Here is a 24,813-nt window from a genome sequence, read left to right as displayed (position 1 = left end):
CCCATTTAAGTTTACAACGATATTTTTCAGACGGGCATCCACCCGGCCTGACTACCATCAAAGTGAGAACCTTATGCAAAACAATGTATTACTGAATCTGGCCGACGAGCCGCGCTTTAGCGATATCCAAATCGAAAACATCAAGCCTGCCATGCAGAGCGCAATGGAAGAAGCCCGCCGCGCAATCTTCGAAGTCAAAGCCCAAAGCGAAACCACTTGGGCCAACACCGTAGAACGCCTCACCGACATCACCGAACGCGTCGGCAGAATCTGGGGGGTAATCGCCCACCTCAACGCCGTGGTCGACACGCCCGAATTGCGCGCCGAATACAATGCGCTGATGCCCGAAGTTACCGTGTTTTTCACCGAAATCGGCCAAGATATCGAACTTTACGAGCGTTTCAAAACCATCCGTGCATCGGCCGAATTTGACAAACTCGACCCCCCCCAAAAAACCAAATTGGAGCACGACTTGCGCGATTTCGTGTTGAGCGGCGCCGAATTACCGCCCGAGCAGCAGGCACGCTTTGCCGAGCTGCAAACCGAAGGCGCGCAGCTGGCCGCCCAATTCAGCCAAAACGTTTTGGATGCGACCGATGCGTTTGCCATCTATCTGGAAAACGACGATCGCTTAAGCGGCATTCCCGATGATGCCAAAGCCATGTTTGCCGCCGCCGCACAAGCCGAAGGCAAAGAAGGCTACAAAATCGGCCTGCAAATGCCGCATTATCTCGCCGTCATGCAATACGCCGACGACCGCCAACTGCGCGCCGACGTTTACCGCGCCTACACCACCCGCGCCAGCGAATTCGGCAAAGCCGAATGGGACAACACCGCCAATATCACCCGCCGCCTGGAAATCGCGCTCGAAGAAGCCAAGCTTTTGGGTTACAGCAATTTCGCCGAATTGTCGCTGGTTACCAAAATGGCCGAATCTCCCAAACAAGTACTTGATTTCATCAGGGATTTGGCCCGCCGCGCCAAGCCTTTCGCCGAAAAAGACTTGGCAGAAGTGCAAGCTTTTGCACGCGAGCAATTGGGCATCAACGACCCGCAAGCTTGGGATTTAACCTACGCCAGCGAAAAACTGCGCCAAGCCAAATACGCGTTTTCCGAAACCGAAGTGAAAAAATACTTCCCTGCCGGCAAAGTGCTGGCCGGCCTGTTTGCCCAAATCCAAAAACTTTACGGCGTAAACCTGATTGAAAAAACCGTGCCCACTTGGCATAAAGACGTGCGCTATTTCGAGCTGGAAAAAGGCGGCGGCATCATCGGCGGCGTGTATCTCGACCTGTATGCCCGGGAAGGCAAGCGCGGCGGCGCCTGGATGAACGATTACCGCGGACGCCGCCGCTTTATCGCGCCCGAAAAAGCCGGCCGGGTGCAAACACCGGTTGCTTATTTGGTGTGTAACTTTACCCCGCCCGTAGGCGGCAAAGAAGCCCGCCTGTCGCACGATGAAATCATCACCTTGTTCCACGAAACCGGCCACGGCCTGCACCACTTGCTGACGCGCGTGGATGAACTGGGCGTGTCGGGCATCAACGGCGTGGAATGGGATGCCGTAGAGCTGCCCAGCCAATTTATGGAAAATTTCGTGTGGGAATACGATGTGTTGGTGCAAATGTCGGAACACGAAGAAACCCGCCAGCCGCTGCCGCGCGAGCTGTTCGACAAAATGGTGGCCGCCAAAAACTTCCAACGCGGCATGTTTATGGTGCGCCAAATGGAATTCGGCCTGTTCGACATGCTGATTTACAGCGAAAACGACCCTGCCAAACTGGGCGACTGGGCGAAAACGCTGGACGAAGTGCGCAAAGAAGTGGCCGTGGTGCATCCGCCCGAATTCAACCGCTTTGCCAACAGCTTCAGCCACATTTTCGCAGGCGGCTACTCTGCAGGCTATTACAGCTACGCTTGGGCCGAAGTGCTCAGCGCCGATGCCTACGCCGCTTTTGAAGAAAGCGACGACATCAAAGCCACCGGCGCCAGATTCTGGAACGAAATCCTCGCCATGGGCGGCAGCCGCAGCGCAATGGAATCGTTCAAAGCCTTCCGCGGCCGCGAGCCGGAAATCGACGCGCTCCTGCGCCATAGCGGTTTTGACGAAGCCGCATAATGCCTGTCTGAAACACACCTATGCCTGTCTGAATCATTTTCAGACAGGCATTTTTGTTTAAACCGCCATACAGCCGTTTTCATCTTCGACATCAAACTTTATTCCGGATTACCAAATCCAAACCGAAAGCAAAACCGCAAGATTGATCCACCCACTTCATGTAAGCTATTGTCATTAAGCTAACAAGGAGCCGCTTATGAGCCACCGCGAATACAATGAAACGCGCTTCGCCAAAGCGCTTGATTATCTGCACCGGCATTTCCGGCAAAATATCAACCTAAACCGCGTTGCCGAAGAAGCCAGCCTCTCGCCCTACCACTGGCACCGGATTTACCGCGCCGTGATGGGCGAAACCGTGCACGAAACCGTCAAACGCCTGCGCCTACACTATGCTGCAGAGCTTTTAGTGAGCACGCAAAAGCCGGTAGCCGAAATCGCTCGCGAATGCGGATACAGCGGCAACACCCAATCATTCGAACGCATTTTCCGCCAAGCCTACGGCCTTGCGCCCGGCGCTTACCGCATGCAACCGCACGCACCTTATCACCATCAGTCCTCATCAACATGTCCGCCCGCAAACCGGCCGCCCATAGAAATCACCACCATCGAACCCTTACCGATTGCCTTAGTACCGCACAACGGCAGCTATATGCGCATCGGCCGATCTTTTGAACTCATCGAAGGCCTGCTGACCCTGCGCGGCCTACTGCCTGCACCGGACGCCCGTTTTTTCGGCATTTATTTCAACGATCCCGCCTGCACGCCCGAGCAGGAGCTGCGCGCACAAGCCGCCATTTTCCTCAACACCGCGCAACACAGCTTCGATCCGCCCATCCAAAGCGGCACCATTGCCGGAGGACGCTACGCCGTTTACCCTTATCAAGGGCCATACAGTAACCTCGAACAAGCCTACACATGGTTTTACAGCGAACTTTTAAATACCCCTTACCAAGTTCGTGACGCCCCGTGTTTTGAGGAATACCTCAACGACTGGCAAAAAGTTGCACCGCACGAATTGCGCACCAATATCTATCTGCCGCTTGCAGATTAATGCCTGCCTGAAAACCGGCAAGGCAAGCTTGCAATCCATCCCAACCAATAGGAACACATACCATGAACGAAAACCCAAGCATCCTCTCCCACGTTTCTCTCGGCACCAACCGCTTCGACGAAGCAGTCGCCTTTTACGACCGAGTGCTCGCCACGCTGAACATCTGCCGCGTATTCGATTTGAGCGAGTACCAAGCCATGGCCTATGGCCGCGCTTATCCCGAATTCTGGATAACGCGGCCTTGCGACGGTCAAAAAGCGGAAACCGCCAACGGCGTACACATCGCCTTTTTCGCCGCCACCGCCGAAGAAGTAGACGATTTCTACCAAGCCGCCCTGGCCGCCGGCGCCACCGACGACGGCGCACCCGGCCCTCGCCCGCACTACGGCAAAGAATATTACGGCTGCTTCGTGCGCGATTTGGACGGCCACAAAATCGAAGCCATGGCATGGCTGGAAGATAAATAAAACATGCCTGTCTGAAACATTTTTCAGACAGGCATGTTCATCATCCCGGCTGCTTTGCCTTTATCGGGCAAGCGTTTACCGCATTTCCTCTTTCAGCCATGCAACCAGGCGTTCCACTCTGGCATCGGCCGAAAAATCAGTAGGCGAAAGCGCATAATAAGCCGATCCATCGGGCACAAAACCATAAGGCGCCTGCAAAATACCTTGCCCGATTTCCGCTTCAACCATCAACTCAGACGCAACCGCCACGCCCATGCCGGCAATCGCCGCCTGTATCGACAAATAAAAATGCTCGAAAAAAACATCATTCTCCGCATCAAAGCTTTGCCCCGCGGCTGCCTCCCAGTTTGCCCATGCCTGCATACGGGTTCGGGTGTGCAGTCTGTTGCGGCTTTTCACGCCCGGACTATGCACCGGGCCGATGTATTCATCAATCAGTTTTTCCGCATACAAACCGGCAGACCAACGGAAATCGTTGCGGCGGATGGCAATGTCGGCCGGATGTTTGTCGAAATCTATTTCGCCGCCGGCCGCCAAAATCACCACGTTCACACCCATGCCTGTCTGAAACCGGTCGATGCGCGGAATCAGCCATTTCATTGCCAAAGTCGGCTCGCACGACACGGTTAAATCCCGTTTGCGCGCGCCGCTGATTTTCTGCACCGTGTTTTCCAGCGCTTCAAAAGCATAACCGCATGAGTCATACAATTGCTTGCCCGCTTCAGACAAAGCAAGGCTGCGCCCCTGTTTCACAAACAATGCGGTGCCCAAATGCGCTTCCAAAATTTTCATCTGCTTGCTCACCGCGCCATGCGTTACATGCAGCCTTTCCGCCGCCTCGCTCAAGCTGCCGTAGCGGCCGGCAAAATAGAAAAACTTCAAAGCCTTTAAGGGCAGCTTTTTAATATGTTCCAAAATCTCACACCTTATCCGACATTATTTCGATTTTTTTGAAAGCGGTTTTTGTTCAAAATATCCGCTCTTTTAATCAAAAAGCAGGCATTCCTGCCTGCCACTTGTTCCATATCATATCAGAAATTTTTTCATATAAAGAGGTGCTTGATGAACGAACTTTTCGCCGTTGCCGCCATCACGATTTTGGCCGTTGTCAGCCCGGGCGGGGATTTCGCCATGGTAACGCGCAACAGTTATCTTTACGGGCGGCGGGCAGGGGTGTGGACTTCGGTGGGCATCGCATCCGCCGTTTGGATTCACGTTGGCTATACTTTGCTGGGCGTGAGCGTGCTGCTGGTGAAATTTCCCGCGGCCTTCCACCTGGTTAAAACAGCAGGCGCGCTTTATTTGATGTATATCGGGTTCAAAACTTTCCGCCATCGGAAAGTAAACGTCGATTTAAGCGGCAATCACAGCGAAATCAGCCGCTTGGCCGCATTCAAAACCGGCTTTGCCACCAATGCGCTCAACCCCAAAACCACTTTGTTTGTGTTGAGCACATTCACCCAAGTGGTCAAGCCTGCCACGCCCATGCCGGTGCAGGTGGGCTACGGGGCGTTTATGTCGCTGGCGCATTTCGCGTGGTTTGCCGCCGTTGCCACCGTGTTGGCCAATCCTTTAATCCGTAATGCTTTATTAAGCAAACAGATATATGTAAACCGTTTCATCGGCATGGTATTGTTCGGTTTGGGCGCCATGCTGCTGTTCGCTGCACGTTAATGGACAATGCCTGTCTGAAAACTTTTTCAGACAGGCATTTTAATTATCCGAGCCGGATTATCCGTCGATTAAAGCATCCACAAACGCTCCGGCATCAAACGGGCGCAAATCGTCGATACTTTCGCCCACCCCTATATAACGCACGGGAATAGGGCGGTTGGAAGCCAAAGCGGCCAGCACGCCGCCTTTCGCCGTGCCGTCTAGCTTGGTTACTATCAGGCCGGTTACGCCCAGCGCATCGTCAAACGCCACCACTTGGTTCACCGCATTCTGGCCGATATTGGCATCCAGCACCACAATGATTTCATGCGGCGCCTCAGGCATAGCTTTTTGCAGCACGCGCTTCACTTTTTTGATTTCTTCCATCAAATGCAGCTGCGTAGGCAGGCGGCCGGCAGTGTCGGCCAGCACAATATCCACGCCGCGCGCTTTGGCCGCTTCCACGGCATCGTAACACACGGCGGCAGAATCGCCCTTGGCCTGCGAAATCACGGTTACGCCGTTGCGCGCACCCCATTCCTGCAGCTGCTCGCGGGCGGCGGCGCGGAATGTGTCGCCCGCAGCCAAAATCACCGATTTGCCCTGTGATTGGAAATATTTCGCCAATTTGCCGATGGAAGTGGTTTTACCCGCGCCGTTGATGCCCGCCATCATAATCACAAAAGGCCCTTTGCCTTCCGGAATTTCCAAAGGCGATTCCAGCGGCTTGAGCAGGTCGTAAATCGCGTCTTTCAAGGCCTGGCGCAGCTCGGCGCCGTCTTTCAATCCCTTAAGCGACACACGTTTGCGCACGTCGTCCATCAGATATTCGGTGGCTTCGATGCCCATATCGCTGGTAAGGAGCACGGTTTCCAGTTCTTCGTATAAATCTTCGTCAATCTGACCGCCGCCGAACACACCGGCCAGCGATTTGGCCATATGGTCGCGCGATTTGGTGAGGCCTTTTTTCAAGCGCGCCGCCCAGCCGAGTTTTTCTTCCTGCCGGGGAGCCGGTTGCGCGGCAACCGAAAGCGGTTTTTCCTCCGGGCCGGCTTGAATCTCAGGCTCGGTTTCGGCTTCCTCCGGCAAAGCTTCCGGTACGGCCGCATCTTGTACCGGTTCGGCAGGCAAAGTTTGCGCTTCGGATGTATCTGCCGCTTGTTCCTGCTCTTCAACAAGGGAAACGGTTGCTTCCGTTTGCCCTGCCGGCTCTTCAACGGGAGCCGGATCGCTTAAAGCTTCTTCCCGCTCCCGCAGGCTGTGTTCCTGTTCGGCTTCAAGCTCGGTATGCTCTTGTTTTTTCTTGCGTTTAAAAAAACTAAACATAAAATTCTCTTTAAATTTGGAAGGGTTGTATCGTGAAGCTTATTGTAGCCTAATTGCTGAGGTTTGTATGTTAACACAAGCACAATGGCTGTCTGAACAAAGCAAAAGCAAACCGCCCGAAAACAATCTGTTCGGGCGGTTTCGCTGTGATTCGGTTTACATTGCAAGCTCAAGCATGCGCACTTGGTCGCGGGTCATCGGCTTTTCGTCGAAGCTGACATTCAAACCCAATTCGCTGTCGTCGAAGCTGAATTCTTCAGCTTGGATTTTATCCAGCGCAAATTTGGCAAGAGTGGCCTGCACAACGGGTTGTTTCACAACAGGAGCATTGTTTTGTTTGTTTTTGCGGTTGAATAAAAAGCCTAACATGATGGTTTTCCTTTTTCTTTAATATCTGATAGAAAAACGGCTTTAAAATAAATCGGCAATCGATTATTTCTTGCCTGCCCGTAAATATTTTTTATTTGATTGAATCTGTTTTTTGTTTTGTTGGATTGCATTCTAGACAAAGTTTTTACCGTTGGGAACAGATAAACGGTAATTATTTTTCGACATTTGAATCATATTATTGATTTTATTAAGAATATAATTTTATATAAAATACCGTTTGTTTCAAAAACAGTACCGTTTATACAAAAATGCCTGTCTGAAAACTTTCAGACAGGCATTTTTTAATGCAACATTCACTTCATCAAAGCGGAAAAATATTGCAGCGTGCGGATCAGCTGGCAGGTATAAGACATTTCGTTGTCATACCACGCCACGGTTTTGACCAACTGCTTGTCGCCCACCGTTATCACTTTGGTTTGTGTTGCATCAAACATCGAACCGGCTTCCAAACCGATTACATCGGAAGACACAATCGGATCTTCCGTATAAGCATAGCTTTCGTTTGCAGCCGCTTTCATCTTGGCATTGATTTCCTCCACCGTTACCGGCCGGGAAAGCACGGAAACCAGCTCGGTCAGCGAGCCGGTTGCCACCGGAACGCGCTGGGCGGCGCCGTCCAACTTGCCTTTGAGCTCGGGAATCACCAAACCGATGGCTTTGGCCGCGCCGGTGCTGTTGGGCACGATGTTTTGCGCGGCGGCGCGGGCGCGGCGGAAATCGCTTTTGCGGTGCGGTGCGTCCAGCGTGTTTTGGTCGCCGGTGTAGGCATGCACGGTGGTCATCAACCCCTGGACGATACCGAATTCCTTGTGCAGCACATTGGCCATAGGCGCCAAACAGTTGGTGGTGCAGGAAGCGCCGGAAACCACGGTTTCGCTGCCGTCCAAAGTGTGTTCGTTCACACCGAATACGATGGTTTTCACATCATTGCCGCCGGGCGCGGAAAGCAATACTTTTTTGGCGCCTGCCCGGATATGCGCTTCGGCTTTGTCTTTGCTGTTGAAAAAGCCTGTGCATTCCAACACCACGTCCACACCCAATTCCCGCCACGGCAGGTTTTCCGGATCGGCATCGGCAAACGCCCGGATGGTTTTGCCGTTCACAACAATGGCATTTTCTTTCAGCTCGGCCGTGCCTTGAAAACGGCCCTGCATGGTGTCGTATTTAAACAGATGCACCAACATATCGGGTGGGGTAAGGTCGTTGATGGCAACCACTTCGATATCGTCCTGTTCGACAAGGCGGCGCAATGCCAAACGGCCTATGCGGCCGAATCCGTTGACGGCAACTTTGATACCCATATTAAACTCCTGTTTTTTAGGATGAATTGAAAGCGTGAAAATTTAATTATCGAGGTATTTTCAGCATAGAGCCGGTTGAACGGCTGCTTGGCCGATATTGTGTTTAACCTGCTAGGGCAAATTAAAAACAATATCGGGCTGATTTATATCGGTTTTATCATATTTTTCAAATACTACCTAAGCTTACATACAGTTATTTATGCAAATTTGATTTTATCAGGTTGGAAATCGGCGGTTTTTAAACTTCCTTTTTACTTTTTAATTTAAAAAATAAAAAGATTATGATGTAGATAAATGGCTTTATTCAGGCGATATTCTGTGGATAAGTTAAGTTTTTCATGTAAAATCAAACGATAAGCCTGTCTGAAAAACTATGGATAAGCTGAGGTAAAGCGGCGGGAAAAGCTGGAGACAGCATGTGCAGCAAAAAGAACAAACCGGTTTGAAACCGCCGGCCATGTGGATAAAGCTACTTTATCCATAAACAAATTCAATGTTATTCATGCCTGTTTTACCGTATGATGCTCCGTGAACCCCTATTTCGACCATTATGGAAGGATTTCTATGCTACAGCGTACTTTGGCCAAATCCGTGCGGGCAACCGGCGTGGGTCTGCATTCGGGCGAACGTGTGTCGCTTACCCTGCATCCGGCCGAAGAAAACAGCGGCATCGCTTTCCGCCGCACCGATTTGGGCGGAGAGCAGGGCGAAATCATCAAGCTGAGCCCTTATCTGATTAACGATACCCGTTTGTCTTCCACCATTGTTACCGAACAAGGTGTGCGCGTCGGAACCATTGAGCATATTATGTCGGCATTGGCCGCCTATGGTGTGGACAACGTGTTGATTGAATTGAACGCGCCGGAAATCCCGATTATGGACGGTTCCAGCCTGCCTTTTATCTATCTTTTGCAGGATGCGGGCATTGTGGATCAGAAAGCGCAGAAAAAGTTTTTGCGCATACTGAAAGAAGTGGAAGTGCGGGAACCGGGCAAATGGGTGAAATTCACGCCTTATAACGGCTTTAAAGCCGCGCTGACGATTGAATTCGACCATCCGGTGTTCAACCGCAGCAGCCCGCGCTTTGAGATTGATTTTGCAGGAAAATCTTATGTGGAAGAAATCGCCCGTGCGCGCACGTTCGGCTTTATGCAGGAAGTAGAAATGATGCGCTCGCACAACCTCGGTTTGGGCGGCAACCTTTCCAACGCAATTGTGATTGATGATGCCGACGTGCTGAATCCCGACGGCTTGCGCTACCCCGATGAATTTGTGCGCCATAAAATTTTGGATGCCATCGGTGATTTGTATATTGTCGGCCACCCGATTATCGGCGCGTTTGAAGGCTTCAAATCCGGACATGCCGTCAATAATGCTTTGTTGCGCAAAGTGTTGGAAGACGAAACGTCTTACGAATGGGTGGAATTCAAACAAGACGAAGATTTGCCGCCGGCTTTTCATAATTTGAATTTAGACGTGGCTTGATTGCGGGGATATCAACAATGCCTGTCTGAAAACCTTTTCAGACAGGCATTGCTTTATCCGTAAACGCTTACAGATAGAATTTCTCAATCACTTTCAAATTATCGTCCAGCTTATATACCAGCGGCTGGCCGGTAGGAATTTCCACGCCCATGATTTCTTCATCGGAAATGCCTTCCAGATGCTTCACCAAAGCGCGCAGAGAATTGCCGTGGGCGGCCACCAGCACGTGTTTGCCGCTCAAGAGGGCCGGAGCGATTTGGTCGTGCCAGAAAGGCAGCACGCGTACGAGGGTTACTTTCAGGTTTTCGCCGTCGGGCACCACATCGGCAGGCAAATGGGCATAGCGGCGGTCGTTGTGGGCGGAGAATTCGTCGCCGGCATCCAACAGCGGCGGCAGGGTATCGTAGCTGCGGCGCCAGATGTGCACTTGCTCGTCGCCGTATTTTTCGGCGGTTTGTTTTTTGTCCAAACCCTGCAATTGGCCGTAATGGCGCTCGTTTAAGCGCCAGCTTTTGATTTGCGGCACCCATAATTGGTCGGATTCTTCCAGTACGATGTTGCAGGTTTTGATGGCGCGGGAAAGAGCCGAGGTGAACGCGATGTCAAACAGATAGCCTTTTTCTTTCAGCTTGCGGCCGGCCGCAGTGGCTTCGGCAATGCCTTGCTCGGAAAGCTTGACGTCGCGCCAGCCGGTAAACAGGTTTTTGGCGTTCCATTCGCTTTGGCCGTGGCGGATAAGTACGAGTTCCATTTATTTCTTCTCCATATCGGGGTTAAGGTTAACAACAGGTATCGGTGCAAACGGTCATTTCAAACGGGAAATTTTCAGGATTCCGTTTGCCCGGTAACTCAGTATGAATTTTTTTGCATTTCCACGCATTCCGCGCGGGCTTTTTCCAGCGCCTGCTTATTGTGGTAAGCCTGATATTCGGCGTTTCTTGCATTGATGAAAAGCGCCGGTTGCTTACCGAGCAGCGCGCCTTTCATGCCCGTATCGTCGGCAGGCGCTTCCGCGCTGCCCAAAACGGGTTGGTTGCTGATAACGGTTTGGTTATCCAGCATGATATTGCCTTTTTGTTTCCGCCATTTGCCCAGCTGCATGCCTTCGTAGCTTAAATCCGTTCCTGTTGAAAACATGCAGTATCTGCCTTCGGGTAATACATGAACAAAAACCAGCTCGCGGAAGTCGGACGGGCCGTAAGGGCCGTAGAGAGCATATTGGTATTGGCCGGGCTGTAGTTGGGTTTTCCCGCCGGTTTGGGCGGGCGCGGCGTGGGCGCCGAGGCCGGCCAGTAAGGCGAGCAGGGAAATGGCTTTGGATTTCATCATTGTTATGTTAAGTGAGTAAAAAGTTTTGTTGTCGGCTGCTTAAAGCAGCTTTACTCAGTATAAATGCCTGTCTGAAAGCAAGGTGTTTTTTCAGACAGGCATTCGGTTTTTCGGATTAATGCACCAATCCGGCTTGGCGGGCAGCTTCCCATGCTGCGTTCAGGCGTTGGCTGGCGGCTTGGGTGGCGCTGTCGGTGCCGGTTTTCGATTCGCTGGCTTGGTGCAGCTCGGCGCGCAGGCGGGTAATGTCGTCGTCGGCCTGCTGTTTGCGGCGCTCGGCATCGTGAAGCTTGCGTTGGAGGCTGGCGATATTGCCGTCGCTGCGGTTTTGCTGCCGGATGGCTTCGCGGTAGGCGGCTTGCGCGCTCAATAATTCGTCGCCCGCTGAGCCGGAGCCGGCGGCTACTTGTGCGGTGGCTGCCGGCGGCAGGTTGGCGGGTGCCGGTTCGGCCGTGCTGCCGAAAGGGTTGTTAAACGTGCAGGCGGAAAGGGGGAACAGTAAAAAAACGGCTAAAAAAGGCTTCATTGTGTATCCTTTCAGACAGGCATTATTTGCCCGAACATACGGTTTGATATTGTTTTTCGACAATGGAGCCGCTCTCGGCAACCGGCATCGGGCGCACGTTTACCGGCGTGTAGGTTTGCTTGAGCAATTCTTTGCCGCTTTCGTCTAAGAGCGTGAGCGCGCTTAGGCGGTAGGTTTTTTTGGCGCAGTCGATTTCCCACGTGCCGATGGCGGTTTTGTAGCGCGGCGTGTTGACATAGCGCTCTTGCGCGGGTTTCATCACGGTTTTCTTGTCGCGGAAAGTTACGATGTTGCCGTTGCGCTTAACGCTGTTTTTATCGATATAGTTGCGGATATTGCCTTCGTTGCTCTCGCCGATACTCTGCCAGCTTCCTTCAACTTTCGGGCCGCCGGCACACGCGGCCAGAAGGCCGAGCAAAACAAGCGGAGCGGCTAACCGCAAAGCCTTGCGTGGGTTCATAAACTTTCCTTTCAGACAGGCATTCATTAAAATATCCGCCTTATTATAACGGAATTCTCCAAATGACCAAGCAGCGCGACGATGCACGGCGGATTTTGCACGATGTGTTCGGTTACCCCGGTTTCCGCGGGCGTCAGGCCGAAATTGTGGACACGCTCGCCGGCGGCCGGAGCCTCTTGGTTTTGATGCCCACCGGCGGCGGCAAATCGCTTTGCTACCAAATACCGGCGCTGATGCGCGAAGGCGTGGCCATAGTGGTGTCGCCGCTGATTGCGCTGATGAACGACCAAGTGGCCAACCTGCGTGCCGCGGGCGTGCATTCGGCCAGCGTGCACAGCGGCACGTATCCCGACGAAGTGCGCCGGATTGCCGAAGATATCCACAACGGCTCGCTCAAGCTGCTTTACGTTGCGCCCGAAAGATTGGTGAGCGAGCGTTTCCTGCGCTTTCTGGATAACACCCGGATCAGCCTGTTTGCCATCGACGAAGCCCATTGCGTGAGCCAGTGGGGCCACGATTTCCGCCCCGAATACCGACAGCTCGCTCTTTTGGCCGAACGCTATCCGCAAGTGCCGCGCATCGCGCTTACCGCCACGGCCGACGCCGAAACCCGCGCCGACATCAAACATTATCTCAAGCTGGAAGACGCCCCCGAGTTTGTCGCCAGCTTCGACCGCCCCAATATCCGCTACCAAGTGGTTGAAAAAAACAACGGCAAAAAGCAGCTGCTCGACTTTATCCTTAAAGACATGCAGGGAGAAAGCGGCATTGTGTACTGCCTCAGCCGCAAAAGCGTGGAAGACACCGCCGGATTTTTAAGCAGCCACGGCTTAAACGCCATTCCCTACCACGCCGGCCTGAGCATGGAAACGCGCACGCAAAACCAGCGCCGTTTCACGCAGGAAGACAACATCATCGTGGTGGCCACCGTGGCTTTCGGCATGGGCATCGACAAGCCCGACGTGCGCTTTGTCGCCCACCTCGACATGCCGCAAAGCATCGAGCATTTTTATCAGGAAAGCGGCCGCGCGGGGCGCGACGGGCTGCCCGCTGCCAGCTGGCTTTGCTACGGCATGAATAATTTCATGCTGCTTAAAGAACGCATTATGGAAAGCGGCAGCGATGATTTTCAAAAACAGATTGAGTTATCCAAGCTCAACGCCATGTTTGCCGTGTGCGAAACCGCCGAATGCCGCCGCGTGCCCTTGTTGCGCCATTTCGGCGAAGAAAGCGGGCCTTGCGGCAATTGCGACAACTGCCTCAACCCGCCCGTGCGCTTCGACGGCACCGTGTTGGTACAGAAACTTTTGAGCTGCATCTACCGCGTCGGTCAGCGCTTCGGTGCAGGCTATGTGATTAACGTGTTGCGCGGCAAAAACGAAGACTGGATCAAGCAAAATGGCCACGACAAGCTTTCCACATTCGGCATCGGCGCCGAGCAATCCGATAAAGACTGGCGCGCCGTTACCCGCCAATGCCTCGGCCTCGGCCTGATCGACACCGATACCGCCAATTATCAGGCCTTGCGCCTCACCCCCGCAGCCAAAGCCGTGCTAACCGGCGGGCAAACCGTGTGGCTGCGCCCGCTCAAACGCCAAAAAACCGCGGCTGCGGGCAGCAAAACCCAATGGCTGCGCACCGAGCGCGAAGAGCGCATTTGGCAGGAGCTCAGGCATTGGCGGCTGGAGCAGGCCAAAGCGGAAAACGTGCCCGCCTACATCATTTTCGGCGACCGCACCTTGCAGAGTATCGTGCAAAACCTGCCGCAAACCGAAGCCGATCTGCATGAAGTTTACGGTTTGGGCGAAGCGAAAATCGAGAAATACGGCAGCGAAGTGTTGGCTTTGTGCGCCAAGTTTATGCAGGAAGCCGACGACGGAGGAGATGTATTTTAATCGGCAAGCAGTTAAGCAATGCCTGTCTGAAAACCTGTTTATCGGCTTTCAGACAGGCATTGTGCTTTTCCGGCAAAATCGGTTAAATTATGCAAACCCTTTTTGCATAACATCCGGAGAAAATGCCATGATGCCGATGAAAACCGCTTTTGCCTTGGCCGCAGCCGTGTTGCTGGCGGCTTGTTCGTCTTCCCAAGCGCCCGAAAAACAAACCGCGCGCGGCGCCGATGATTTTGCGCCAGAACAAGGCCACGGCAACACCGAGCAGCAGCTTGTGCGCGCCCAAGAATTTATGGCTGCTTCCGCCAACCCGTTGGCTACCGAAGCGGGCTATCGGGTTTTGAAACAAGGCGGCAGCGCGGTGGATGCCATGATTGCCATGCAAACCACATTAAGCTTGGTGGAGCCGCAGTCTTCCGGTTTGGGCGGCGGCGCGTTTGTGGTGTATTGGGACAATCAGGCGAAAAAGCTCACCACGTTTGATGCGCGCGAAACCGCGCCCAAAGCCGCTACGCCCGAATTGTTTTTAGATAAAGAAGGCAAGCCGCTGGAATTCAAGCAGGCGGTGGTGGGCGGCCGTTCGGTCGGCACCCCGGGCGTGCCGAAAATGATGGAAGAGCTGCACAAGCGTTACGGCAAAATGCCGTGGGCGCGCTTGTTTGATATGCCGGTGAAGCTGGCGGAAGAAGGCTTCCAAGTGTCGCCGCGCATGGCGGCTTCCATTCAGAGCAATGCCGAGCACTTGCAGCGCTATCCCGCCACTGCCGCCTATTTCCTGCCCAACGGACAAGCCTTGCAGGCAGGTGCGTTGCTGAAAAATCCCGAGTTTGCCGCCACAGTGAAAACGCTGGCCAAAGACGGCGCTAAACCTTTTTATAACGGCAAATACGCGCAAAACATCATCAAAGCCGTGCGCGGTGCCAAAGACAATCCCGGCAAATTGGCCGCCGTTGATTTTAAAAACTATAAAATCATCGAGCGCGAAGCCGTGTGCGGAAGTTACCGCGAATACCAAGTGTGCGGCATGGGTGCGCCCAGCTCGGGCGGCATTGCGCTGGCGCAGATTACCGGCATTCTGAACCAATTTGAGCAAAAACAATCTTCCTACCGCAGCCTCAACAGCTGGCGTCTGCTCGGCGACGCCTCGCGCTTGGCGTTTGCCGACCGCGACCTTTATGTGGCCGATCCGGATTTTGTAAAAGTGCCTACGCAAGCGCTGGTTTCCGATGCCTATCTGAAACAGCGCGCCGCCTTGCTCGCCGATACCGCCCAAGCCCTCGGCGACGCCCCGGCCGGCGAGTTCGGCAGCACACAGGCCGCCGCACCGGCTATCGAGTTGCCTTCCACCAGCCATGTCGTGGCGGTGGACAAACAAGGCAACGTGCTTTCCATGACCACTTCCATTGAAAATGCGTTCGGCTCCACCCTGATGGCCAACGGCTATCTGCTGAACAACGAATTGACCGATTTTTCATTCGAGCCGGTAAAAAACGGCAAGCCTGTTGCCAACCGCGTTGAAGGCGGTAAGCGCCCGCGCTCGTCTATGGCGCCGACTATTGTGTTGAAAAACGGCCGGCCCTATATGACGGTCGGTTCGCCCGGCGGCAGCCGCATCATCGGCTATGTGGCCAAAACGCTGGTGGCGCATATCGATTGGGGCATGGACATCCAGCAAGCCATTTCCCTGCCCAATATGCTCAACCGCTTCGGCACGTACGAGCTGGAACAAAACACCACAGCGGCCAAACAGGCCGAAGCTTTGCAGAAAATCGGCTACAAAACCGAAGTGCGAGATCTGAATTCCGGCGTGCAAGGCATCGTGATTACCGATAAAGGCTTAATCGGCGGCGCCGACCCGCGCAGGGAAGGCAAAGTGATGGGCGACTGACGGGCTGTCGATCGGCGGTGAATGATAAAGAATGCCTGTCTGAAAACTTTTTCAGACAGGCATTTGTATGTGGGCAGTATAGAATAGTGAATCAACTTGAAAACAGTAAACTCGTCATATTCGGGCTTGACCCGAGTATGACGAAAGCGCTGTTTTTTAGTTTGTTTGCTATATCAAACCACCGCGTTCAAATAATTCAAGCCCAAAACCTGCTTTTCCGGATCCACTTCCGTCACGGCCAGCTTCACCGTGGTTTTCGGCGGAATTTCCAGCGGAATGCCGGTGGCGCGGGCGGCCATCGGCAGGCCGCAGAGGCGCACCAGCTCTTCTTTCAACACCAAGCCGTTGATTTCCCGGATGCCTTCCTGCGCGAGGTACACCATAGACCAATAAGCTTCCATTTCGCGCTGGAAATCATGGTAAACCGTGTAAGTCGATTCAAAATCGCGCATGGCGGCAAACAACATATTGTCGCCCCGCGCAAAACGCGGCTCTGCATCCGCTTCAATCAGGCTGATAAGCTGCTTTTGGTTGATATAGTCGGCGGCGCGGCGCAGCGGCGAAGTGAACCAGCCGTAGTGCTGCACGCCCATACCGATGTGCGGCTCCGATTGCGTGCTCATGCGCACTTTGCCGGCGGGCTGCACGCGGAACAGGGCGGGCACTTCGTTTTCATGCAGCATTTGCGCCCAAGTGCTGTTGGCCAGAATCATCATTTCCGACACCAGCGTGTCGATCGGCGAGCCGCGCTCGCGCACGGTGATTTCCACTTTGCCCGCTTCGCCGAAACCGATGCCGTAATCATATTGCGGCGCCGCTTCGGCATCGTATTTGCCGCGCTGCTTCTGCAATTCCACCGCCAGCCTGTAAAACCAGATTAAGGCTTTGTGGTGGGCAAACATGGCTTCGCCTTCGGCATCCAGCCCGCTTTGGCTGTTGAAGTGCGGCTCGATGGCGCCGATGCGCAGGTTTTCGGCAATCTGCACACGTTCGATTTTGGTTTGCGGGTTGCTCACATTAAACGCTTCGTCCACATCAAAATAGATGCTCACCGCAGGGCGCGCCGCACCGGTGTCGAGGCTGAAGGCGGCGATCCAGTTTTCCGGCAGCATGGTGATTTTGCCTTCGGGAAAATAGGCGGTGCTTTGGCGCTGGAAAATGATTTTTTCAATGTCGCTGCCCGGCGCCACCGCCAATGCGGGCGCGGCGATATGGATGCCGATGCGCTTGATGCCGCCGCCGATATCCTGCACGGATAAAGCGTCGTCCACCTCGGTGGTGCTTTCGTCGTCAATCGAAAAGGCTTCAATGCCTTCGGCCAGCGGCAAATCGCCCAGCTGCGGAATATCGACGGCGGGAAAACCGGTGCCCTGAGGATAGTTTTTCAGCTCGAAACCTTCGCGCATAAATTGTGCCAACGAGGTAACGCCGCCGGTTTTTTTGGCCAGCTCGTAAGGCGAAAGCTTCATGGCGGCGGCGGCTTTGGTGAAAGCTTTGTAAGTGAGCGATTGTTTGTCGGGCGCGTGGAGTATGGTTTTCAGGTCGGCGCCGATTTCTGCGGGCAGGCTGCCCTGCTGTAAAGCTTGTGACCAAGCTTCCATTTGCGCATCCTGCTGCTTTTTGCGCTCGATGGCCGCCAGCGCCTGCTTGAGCGTTTCTTCCGGCGCGGCTTTAAACACGCCTTTGCTTTTTTTATAGAAATAGGCGGGCGCGGCATAAAGTGCAATCAAAGTAGCCGCCAGCTCGGTTTTGGTGGGCGCGTGGCCGTAATATTCTTCGGCAATCTGGGCTGCGCTGAATTCTTCTTCGCCGCACACTTCCCATAATAAATCAGTATCGATCTGCGCCGCTTCGGCTTCGGCGGTTTCGAGAAAGCTTGCCGGCGGCGTGTCGAATTCGGCAAACACATTGGCGGCTTTCACTTTGACACGCTTGCCGTGCTGTGTTTCCACCTGATAATGGCCTTCGGTTTTCTGGATCACGGAAGCGACCTTAAATTGGCCGCTTTCTTCGTAGAATATATTCATGTTGGTGTCATTTATTGATTAAGGGCGTGATTTTAACATAATGCCTGTCTGAAAAGTTTCAGACAGGCATTCTAAAATATCTTCAAAGAATCTTTTTCTTACATAATAATATAAAGGTAAAGATTTTCAGACGGCCAAAAATATCGATATTGACAAGGAGAAATACCATGCAGTTTGCCGGAAAAACATTTTGTCGGGCGGTATTGCTGCTGTCTGCCGCCGCAGCCACAGCTTGTTCCCCGCAGCCGCGCAACGCGATACCTATCGAAAAAATCGGCGCATTGCCGCCGGTGTACGATGCGCCCGATATTATCGGCACATTAGGGGGCAGGAAAGTGAGGATGGTGGATTATACGGTACAGGACGTGATGTACACCGATACAAACTGAACTGCACCCCAAAAGTTGGACACCCCTCCAACTAAAAAGGTGCAGTTTTCTTATGTCCAAATATACACCAGACTTCAAATACCGAGCCGTACTCCATTATCACCAAGTGCACAGCCAACAGCGCACCGCAGAACACTTCAACAAGCCGCAGAGCGAACGGTAAAATGGTAACGCAAATGCCGGATAACGCATTCGGCCGTCTGAAAGGAGCAACACCGCTGCTGCATTCCGACCAAGGCGTACTGTATCGGACAAGTGCTTATCGGGCGAAATTGGCTGAGAACGGGATTGTGCAAAGTATGTCGCGCAAAGGCAACTGCCGGGACAATGCGCCGATGGAGAGTTTCTTCGGTACATTGAAAACGGAAAGCTTCTACGAAGAAGGTGCGTTATCGGTGGCCGAGCTGACAACGGTGATCAATGATTACATACATTATTACAATCATGAACGCATTAGTTTAAACTTAAAAAAGCTGAGCCCTGTGGCCTACAGGACTCAGCTTGAAGAGGCTGTTTGAGAAATATTCTTAACTTGTCCAAGGATTGGGGGACAGTTCATTGGCTACGACTCTTAAAGAAAACGTTATCCAATCCCGACAGGCGGAACGTGACTTGGCATTGGCTGCAGAGCAGCGGGCGATGGAAATCGCTGCTTACGAGCAAAGTCAAAGTATGGGGCGCAGCATAGGATAATTATATAGTTAATCAACTTAACTTTTACTACGGCGTTGCCGTGCCTTGCCGTACTGTCTTCGGATTACTGCCTTATATTAAAAATGTGTTGATTAACCATAGTTTATGCCTGTCTGAAACTTTTTCAGACAGGCATTATCTTATAATGTTTAGCCAACCGAATCCCCACCAACCGAAAGCAATTTATGGACAAACCGTTTTTGTTTCTCACGTTCTGCGCGGCTGCGGCCGGTGCGCAGGCGTTTTCCGTTCAATCCGGCGAATGGCAATGGCCGCACACGATTTCCTGGCACGACAAAACCAGCAACAGCACCGACAGTGTAAAAGGCAGCGAAAGCATCTGCATCAGCCAAAAAAGCAGCACCGATTACCCCAAAGCGCAGGCCGACAGCCTTGCGGCGGAAAACTGCAAAGTGAGCAATTTTCAAAGCCGGGGCAACAAGGCTTCGTTTAAAGCCGCGTGCGAAACCATGAGCTTTGATGCGGAATATGAAAAGCTGGGCGAAAACGAAATCCGGTTTACCCAAACCATTTACAGCCGCAAAGACAAAAGCTACACCGCTTCAGGCACCATGCGCCGCAAAGGCGGGCAAACCGCATCCTGCGCGGAATAAAGCGCCCGATTTGGTGAGTTTGCCATAAGCTGATATAGTCTGCCCTTTGTTTATCCACTTTGACCATGCCTGTCTGAAAACGAGCTACGCGGGTTGCCGCGAAGCTGAAAACAATCAGCAGCCGTCCTTCTTGATATGAACCGCAAAACCCTTGTAACTTATTCCCTCATCGGCCTTACCGCCTTTTTGGCGGCATGTTCCACCGGCAAGAAAGCCGGCGGCTATGTGCCCATCGGCAAAGGCGGCGCGCTGCCTACCGGCTCGCCGGCCGCACCCGGCACGATAGTGAACCCCGCAGGCAGCCCGGCCAGCTACCGCGCCGTGTCTTACCATGCGCTTCCGCATTGGAATACCCAGCATTTTGTGCGCAGCCTCGAGTCTTTCAAAAGCGGCTGCACCAAGCTGAAAGCCCGCATCGAATGGCAGAACGTGTGCGCCCAAGCCGAGCGCACTTCGCGCAACTACTTTTCCGCCAAGCACTTTTTCGAGCGCTATTTTACCGTGTGGGAAGTGAGCGAAAACGGCAATCTGGCAGGCACGATAACCGGCTATTACGAGCCGGTGCTGCACGGCGACAGCAAAGCCACCGGCAAAGCGCGTTTCCCGATTTACGGTATTCCCGGCGATTTTGTGTCGGTTGAGCTGCCCGCCAACCTGCGCGCATCAAAAGGCACGGTTCGCGTGAAACCCACCGGCGACAACAAAGGCGCCATCGCTGCCGACGGGCAATACACCGCCAACCTCAACGATTTCCCCATCAACGAGCGTAGCAAAAGCATCAAAGGCCGTTTTGTGAGCGGCAACCGCTTTATTCCTTATTACACCCGCGCCCAAATCAACGGCGGCGCGATCGACGGCAAAGCCCCCATCCTCGGTTATGCCGATGATCCGGTGGAACTTTTCTTTCTGCAAATCCAAGGTTCCGGCCGCCTGAAAACTCCGAAGGGCGACTACATCCGCCTCGGTTATGCCGATAAAAACGAGCATCCTTATGTGTCTATCGGCCGCTATATGGCCGACAAAGGCTATCTGCCCTTAGGCAAAACCACCATGCAGGGCATCAAAGCATGGATGCAGCAAAACCCCTCGCATCTGGCCGAAGTGCTCGGGCAAAACCCCAGCTATGTATTTTTCCGCAAGCTTGACGGCAAGGAAGACGAAGGTCCCATCGGTGCATTGGGCACGCCGCTGCACGGCGAATTTGCCGGAGCGGTTGACCGCCGCTACATTACCTTGGGCGCACCGATTTTCGTGGCCACCACCCATCCCGTAAGCAACCACGCGCTTAACCGTCTGATGATGGCGCAAGACACCGGCTCCGCCATCCGCGGCGCCGTGCGGGTGGACTATTTCTGGGGCTACGGCGATGAAGCCGGCCAAGTAGCGGGCAAGATGAAACACACAGGCTATGTGTGGCAGCTGCTGCCCAACGGCGTGCAGCCGCAATACCGCCCGTAGCCTTTGGATAAGCCAATATGCCTGTCTGAAAGTTTTCAGACAGGCATATTTTTTACCGAAAACGGGACTTGCTTTTTAATATATTGTCATCATGTTGAAAAGAATAAAATTTTATACAAACATGCGAGACAACTATGGCAACTGAAAAAAACTATTACGAGGTACTCGGCCTCAGCAAAGATGCCAGCACCGACGACATCAAAAAGGCCTACCGAAAACTGGTTCGCAAATATCATCCCGACGTGAGCAAAGACCCGGATGCCGACCAAAAAACCAGCGAAATCAATCTGGCCTACAATACCTTGAAAGACCCTGAAAAGCGCGCCGAATATGACGAAATGCTCGCCAACCCGTTCAAGCAGTATCAGCAGACAGGCGGCGGGCAGGGCTACGGCGGCTTTGAAGGGTTTGAAGGTTTCAATCCCGGCCAGGGCGGCTATCAATATTATAACTTCGACAGCAGCCACTTTGGTGACGGCCAGCCTTTCGGCAGCGGCGATTTCCGCTTCGACGACATATTCTCCGCTTTCGGCCAAGCCCGCCGTCACCGCGCATCACGCCCCGCCGGCCCGGTTCGGGGCGAAGACCAACATGCCGAGCTGAGCATCGACATCGCCGCCGCTTACGAAGGCAGCGAGCGCAGCCTGAGTATCGACATGCCCACGCTCACACCCGAAGGCGAAATGGCCTACGAGCGCAAAACCCTGCATGTAACAATCCCCAAAGGCATAGGCGAAGGCCAGCAAATCCGCCTGCGCGGGCAGGGTTTGCCCGGGTTCAACGGCGGCGGCAACGGCGATTTATACTTGAAAATCCGTTTCCGCGAATCGCAAAACCTATATGTGAAAGACCGCAAAGACGTTTACCGGCGCATCGACGTGATGCCGTGGACGGCGGCAACCGGCGGCCAAATGGAAGTCGCCACCCCCGCCGGCCGAGTGAATGTCAACGTACCGGCCAACAGCCGCAACGGCCAAAACCTGCGCCTCAAAGGCAAAGGCATTCCGGCCAAAGAAGCCGGCGACCTGTATCTGACCATCAACATCGTTCTGCCGCGTGCCGACAGCGAAGCCGACAAGGCAGTATGGCAAAATCTGGCGGAACACTACGGTGCGAAAGGATAAACCATGAACCACGAGCAAGACGTACAACTAAGTTTCAACGAAATCGTTCACGCCTGCGGCGATGATACCGACTGGGTAGTGCGCATCATAGAAGAAGAAATCATTTCCGTGAGCGGCAGCCCGCAACAGGCCAGCTTCAGCGGCTTCCAGCTTGCCCGCATCCGACGTGCCCGCCGCATCAGCCGCGATTTCGAAGCCAGCGCACCCGCCACCGCGCTGATTTTGGAATTGCTGGACGAACTGGAAAGCCTGCGCAAAAGTCAGACATCCGGCTTCTGATACAGCGAAGCCTTGCCAGTTTATTGGCTTTAGATGCTTATGCACACGAATGCCTGTCTGAAAAAGCGATTGCTTCATTAAGGGCATCATTTTCAGACAGGCATGTCTATATCGTCGCCAAGTGCCCTCGACCCCTGCCGCCTTGTATGAAATATTGGTTTTCACAGCTATAATAACCGCCGATTCCATAATTAAAGATTAAACCCTTAAAGACAAACCATGACACGCAAAATCCTCGTCACTTCCGCCCTGCCGTATGCCAACGGCAGCATCCACTTAGGCCACATGGTCGAACACATCCAAACCGACATCTGGGTGCGCTTTCAAAAACTGCGCGGCCACGAATGCTATTACTGCTGCGCCGACGACACTCACGGCACGCCCGTGATGCTGGCCGCCCAAAAACAAGGCATGAAGCCCGAAGACATGATTGCCAAAGTGCGCGAAGAGCATTTGGCCGACTTCACCGGCTTCCACATCGGCTACGACAACTATTACAGCACCCATTCGCCTGAAAACAAACAGCTTTCCGAACAAATCTACCTTGCCCTCAAAGCCAACGGCAAAATCGAAAGCCGCGTCATCGAGCAGCTGTTCGACTCCGAAAAAAACATGTTCCTGCCCGACCGTTTCGTGAAAGGCGAATGCCCGAAATGCCACGCCAAAGACCAATACGGCGACAACTGCGAATCGTGCGGCACCACCTATTCGCCCACCGAGCTGATCAACCCCTATTCCGCCGTATCCGGCGCCACTCCCGTGCTGAAAGAATCCGAACACTTCTTCTTCAAGCTGGGCGAGTGCGCCGACTACCTGAAAGAATGGACTTCGGGCAGCACCACACTTTCAGACGGCCGCATCCAGCCGCACCTGCAAGCCGAAGCCCTCAACAAAATGAACGAATGGCTGGGCGGCGGAGAAAACGGCGAAACCACCCTTTCCGATTGGGACATCAGCCGCGACGCACCTTATTTCGGCTTCGAAATCCCTGGCGCACCCGGCAAATATTTCTACGTTTGGCTCGACGCACCCGTCGGCTACATGGCCTCGTTCAAAAACCTGTGCGACCGCACCGGCCTGAATTACGACGAATATTTCCAAGCAGGCAGCCAAACCGAGATGTACCACTTCATCGGCAAAGACATTCTCTACTTCCACGCCCTGTTTTGGCCCGCCATGCTCAAATTCAGCGGCCACCGCGCCCCCACCGGCGTGTTCGCCCACGGCTTTTTAACCGTCGACGGCCAAAAAATGTCCAAATCGCGCGGCACCTTCATCACCGCCAAATCCTACCTCGACGGCGGCCTCAACCCCGAATGGATGCGCTACTACATCGCCGCCAAACTCAACAGCAAAATCGAAGACATCGACTTGAACCTGAACGACTTCATCGCCCGCGTCAACAGCGATTTAGTCGGCAAATACGTCAACATCGCCGCCCGCGCCTCCGGCTTTATCGCCAAACGTTTCGAAGGCCGTCTGAAAGGCGTTTCAGGCAGCGAATTGGTACAAAAACTCGCCGCCGAGCGCGACAACATCGCCGCCGATTTCGAACACCGCGAATACGCCAAAGCCCTGCGCGAAATCATGGCGCTGGCTGATGCCGTGAACGAATACGTCGATGCCAACAAACCGTGGGAATTGGCCAAACAAGAAGGCCAAGACGCGCGCCTGCACGAAGTGTGCAGCGAGCTGATCAACGCCTTCAAAATCCTCACCATCTACCTCGCGCCCGTGCTGCCCAAAGTCGCCGAGCGCGCCGCCGCCTTCCTCAATCTCGACGGCCTGCGCTGGGACGACGCCGCAACCGTGCTGCCCGAAGGCCACACCATCAACCAATACGAACATTTAATGCAACGAGTGGAGCAAAAACAAGTGGACGATTTAATCGAAGCCAACAAACAAAGCATTCAGACGGTCTCAACCGAAGCCGCCCCCGCCGAAAAATCTCCATACGCGCCCGTCGCCGAGCAAGCGAGCTTCGACGACTTCATGAAAATCGACATGCGCGTCGCCAAAGTACTGAACTGCGAAGCCGTCGAAGGCAGCACCAAACTGCTCAAATTCGACCTCGACTTCGGCTTTGAAAAACGCATCATCTTCTCCGGCATCGCTGCCAGCTACCCCAACCCTGCCGAACTCAACGGCCGCATGGTCATCGCCGTCGCCAATTTCGCCCCGCGCAAAATGGCCAAATTCGGCGTATCCGAAGGCATGATTCTTTCCGCCGCCACGGCAGACGGCAAATTGAAGCTGCTGGACGTGGATGCAGGTGCACAGCCGGGGGATAAGGTGGGTTAAGGCTCCTGCCCATATTTTTCCAAGTATGGCGGTAAGTG

The 24,813-nt window shown here is 53.8% G+C and carries 23 protein-coding genes and 1 pseudogene; 15 read left to right on the top strand and 9 right to left on the bottom strand.

From position 1 onward, the window contains the following. Positions 1–73: 73 nt before the first annotated feature. From EL143_RS03345 to EL143_RS03335, 3 genes are all read left to right on the top strand, one after another. On the top strand, positions 74–2,119 hold the full coding sequence (locus EL143_RS03345; protein ID WP_085416090.1) for a M3 family metallopeptidase: 2,046 nt from the start codon (positions 74–76) through the stop codon (positions 2,117–2,119). Between the two features lie 196 nt (positions 2,120–2,315). After that, the gene (locus tag EL143_RS03340) at positions 2,316–3,170 is read left to right on the top strand and encodes an AraC family transcriptional regulator (RefSeq protein WP_085416089.1); all 855 of its coding nucleotides are present in this window, start codon (positions 2,316–2,318) and stop codon (positions 3,168–3,170) included. A gap of 62 nt (positions 3,171–3,232) precedes the next feature. Further along, positions 3,233–3,637 (top strand): VOC family protein, encoded by a 405-nt coding sequence (locus EL143_RS03335; protein WP_085416088.1) that lies wholly within the window; start codon positions 3,233–3,235, stop codon positions 3,635–3,637. A gap of 75 nt (positions 3,638–3,712) precedes the next feature. Here EL143_RS03335 and EL143_RS03330 read toward each other — a convergent pair whose 3' ends face one another. Further along, entirely contained in the window at positions 3,713–4,552 is an 840-nt protein-coding gene (locus EL143_RS03330) for a LysR family transcriptional regulator (protein WP_085416087.1), read from the bottom strand. Between the two features lie 147 nt (positions 4,553–4,699). On the opposite strand from EL143_RS03330, the gene EL143_RS03325 reads away from it, so the two are divergent. Then, the gene (locus tag EL143_RS03325; protein ID WP_085416086.1) at positions 4,700–5,311 is read left to right on the top strand and encodes a LysE family translocator; all 612 of its coding nucleotides are present in this window, start codon (positions 4,700–4,702) and stop codon (positions 5,309–5,311) included. A gap of 57 nt (positions 5,312–5,368) precedes the next feature. Here the strand turns inward: EL143_RS03325 and ftsY are convergent, their stop codons facing one another. The 3 genes from ftsY to gap form a co-directional block, all read right to left on the bottom strand. Continuing rightward, complete coding sequence (gene ftsY / locus EL143_RS03320; RefSeq protein ID WP_085416085.1) at positions 5,369–6,616, bottom strand: signal recognition particle-docking protein FtsY; 1,248 nt, start codon at positions 6,614–6,616, stop codon at positions 5,369–5,371. A gap of 156 nt (positions 6,617–6,772) precedes the next feature. Further along, positions 6,773–6,985 (bottom strand): hypothetical protein, encoded by a 213-nt coding sequence (locus EL143_RS03315; protein ID WP_085416084.1) that lies wholly within the window; start codon positions 6,983–6,985, stop codon positions 6,773–6,775. 314 nt (positions 6,986–7,299) lie between these two features. Then, positions 7,300–8,307, bottom strand: coding sequence for a type I glyceraldehyde-3-phosphate dehydrogenase (gene gap / locus EL143_RS03310; protein WP_085416083.1), 1,008 nt, complete (start codon positions 8,305–8,307; stop codon positions 7,300–7,302). 564 nt (positions 8,308–8,871) lie between these two features. Here gap and lpxC point away from each other — a divergent pair. Further along, complete coding sequence (gene lpxC / locus EL143_RS03305; RefSeq protein ID WP_085416081.1) at positions 8,872–9,792, top strand: UDP-3-O-acyl-N-acetylglucosamine deacetylase; 921 nt, start codon at positions 8,872–8,874, stop codon at positions 9,790–9,792. Positions 9,793–9,859: 67 nt separating this feature from the next. Here the strand turns inward: lpxC and EL143_RS03300 are convergent, their stop codons facing one another. From EL143_RS03300 to EL143_RS03285, 4 genes are all read right to left on the bottom strand, one after another. Then, positions 9,860–10,543, bottom strand: a complete 684-nt coding sequence (locus EL143_RS03300) for a 2,3-diphosphoglycerate-dependent phosphoglycerate mutase (RefSeq protein ID WP_085416080.1) — start codon at positions 10,541–10,543, stop codon at positions 9,860–9,862. 98 nt (positions 10,544–10,641) lie between these two features. Beyond that, on the bottom strand, positions 10,642–11,121 hold the full coding sequence (locus EL143_RS03295) for a hypothetical protein (RefSeq protein WP_085416079.1): 480 nt from the start codon (positions 11,119–11,121) through the stop codon (positions 10,642–10,644). 115 nt (positions 11,122–11,236) lie between these two features. Further along, the gene (locus EL143_RS03290) at positions 11,237–11,647 is read right to left on the bottom strand and encodes a hypothetical protein (RefSeq protein WP_232001333.1); all 411 of its coding nucleotides are present in this window, start codon (positions 11,645–11,647) and stop codon (positions 11,237–11,239) included. Between the two features lie 22 nt (positions 11,648–11,669). After that, positions 11,670–12,107 (bottom strand): surface-adhesin E family protein, encoded by a 438-nt coding sequence (locus tag EL143_RS03285; RefSeq protein ID WP_085416078.1) that lies wholly within the window; start codon positions 12,105–12,107, stop codon positions 11,670–11,672. 62 nt (positions 12,108–12,169) lie between these two features. Here EL143_RS03285 and recQ point away from each other — a divergent pair, with 62 nt between their 5' ends. Next, entirely contained in the window at positions 12,170–14,002 is a 1,833-nt protein-coding gene (gene recQ, locus EL143_RS03280; RefSeq protein WP_085416077.1) for a DNA helicase RecQ, read from the top strand. Positions 14,003–14,138: 136 nt separating this feature from the next. Further along, a complete protein-coding gene (gene ggt, locus EL143_RS03275; protein WP_085416112.1) occupies positions 14,139–15,890 on the top strand; it encodes a gamma-glutamyltransferase in 1,752 nt (583 codons plus the stop codon). Positions 15,891–16,063: 173 nt separating this feature from the next. On the opposite strand, the gene EL143_RS03270 is transcribed toward ggt, so the two are convergent. After that, positions 16,064–17,917 (bottom strand): ribonuclease catalytic domain-containing protein, encoded by a 1,854-nt coding sequence (locus EL143_RS03270; RefSeq protein WP_085416076.1) that lies wholly within the window; start codon positions 17,915–17,917, stop codon positions 16,064–16,066. A 167-nt stretch (positions 17,918–18,084) separates the two neighbouring features. On the opposite strand from EL143_RS03270, the gene EL143_RS03265 reads away from it, so the two are divergent. The 8 genes and pseudogenes from EL143_RS03265 (at position 18,085) to metG (ending at position 24,775) form a co-directional block, all read left to right on the top strand. Beyond that, a complete protein-coding gene (locus EL143_RS03265) occupies positions 18,085–18,306 on the top strand; it encodes a hypothetical protein (protein ID WP_085416075.1) in 222 nt (73 codons plus the stop codon). A gap of 203 nt (positions 18,307–18,509) precedes the next feature. After that, positions 18,510–18,824 (top strand): annotated as a pseudogene (locus EL143_RS03260) (IS3 family transposase); the annotation flags it as partial. Between the two features lie 40 nt (positions 18,825–18,864). Next, positions 18,865–18,999, top strand: a complete 135-nt coding sequence (locus EL143_RS12825) for a hypothetical protein (protein ID WP_269471233.1) — start codon at positions 18,865–18,867, stop codon at positions 18,997–18,999. Positions 19,000–19,184: 185 nt separating this feature from the next. After that, positions 19,185–19,613, top strand: a complete 429-nt coding sequence (locus EL143_RS03255) for a DUF3617 domain-containing protein (protein ID WP_085416073.1) — start codon at positions 19,185–19,187, stop codon at positions 19,611–19,613. Positions 19,614–19,748: 135 nt separating this feature from the next. Beyond that, the gene (gene mltA / locus EL143_RS03250) at positions 19,749–21,071 is read left to right on the top strand and encodes a murein transglycosylase A (protein ID WP_085416072.1); all 1,323 of its coding nucleotides are present in this window, start codon (positions 19,749–19,751) and stop codon (positions 21,069–21,071) included. A gap of 134 nt (positions 21,072–21,205) precedes the next feature. Further along, positions 21,206–22,195, top strand: a complete 990-nt coding sequence (locus EL143_RS03245) for a DnaJ C-terminal domain-containing protein (RefSeq protein ID WP_085416071.1) — start codon at positions 21,206–21,208, stop codon at positions 22,193–22,195. Positions 22,196–22,198: 3 nt separating this feature from the next. After that, on the top strand, positions 22,199–22,474 hold the full coding sequence (locus tag EL143_RS03240; RefSeq protein ID WP_085416070.1) for a chaperone modulator CbpM: 276 nt from the start codon (positions 22,199–22,201) through the stop codon (positions 22,472–22,474). A gap of 219 nt (positions 22,475–22,693) precedes the next feature. Beyond that, on the top strand, positions 22,694–24,775 hold the full coding sequence (metG, locus tag EL143_RS03235; protein WP_085416069.1) for a methionine--tRNA ligase: 2,082 nt from the start codon (positions 22,694–22,696) through the stop codon (positions 24,773–24,775). Positions 24,776–24,813 lie beyond the last annotated feature (38 nt).

Origin of the sequence: Neisseria canis, from assembly GCF_900636765.1 — a bacterium.
In the GTDB taxonomy this organism is placed as follows: Bacteria; Pseudomonadota; Gammaproteobacteria; order Burkholderiales; family Neisseriaceae; genus Neisseria; species Neisseria canis.
The sequence above is the reverse complement of the archived record's forward strand: the minus strand, read 5'-3'. Positions and strand labels throughout refer to the sequence as shown.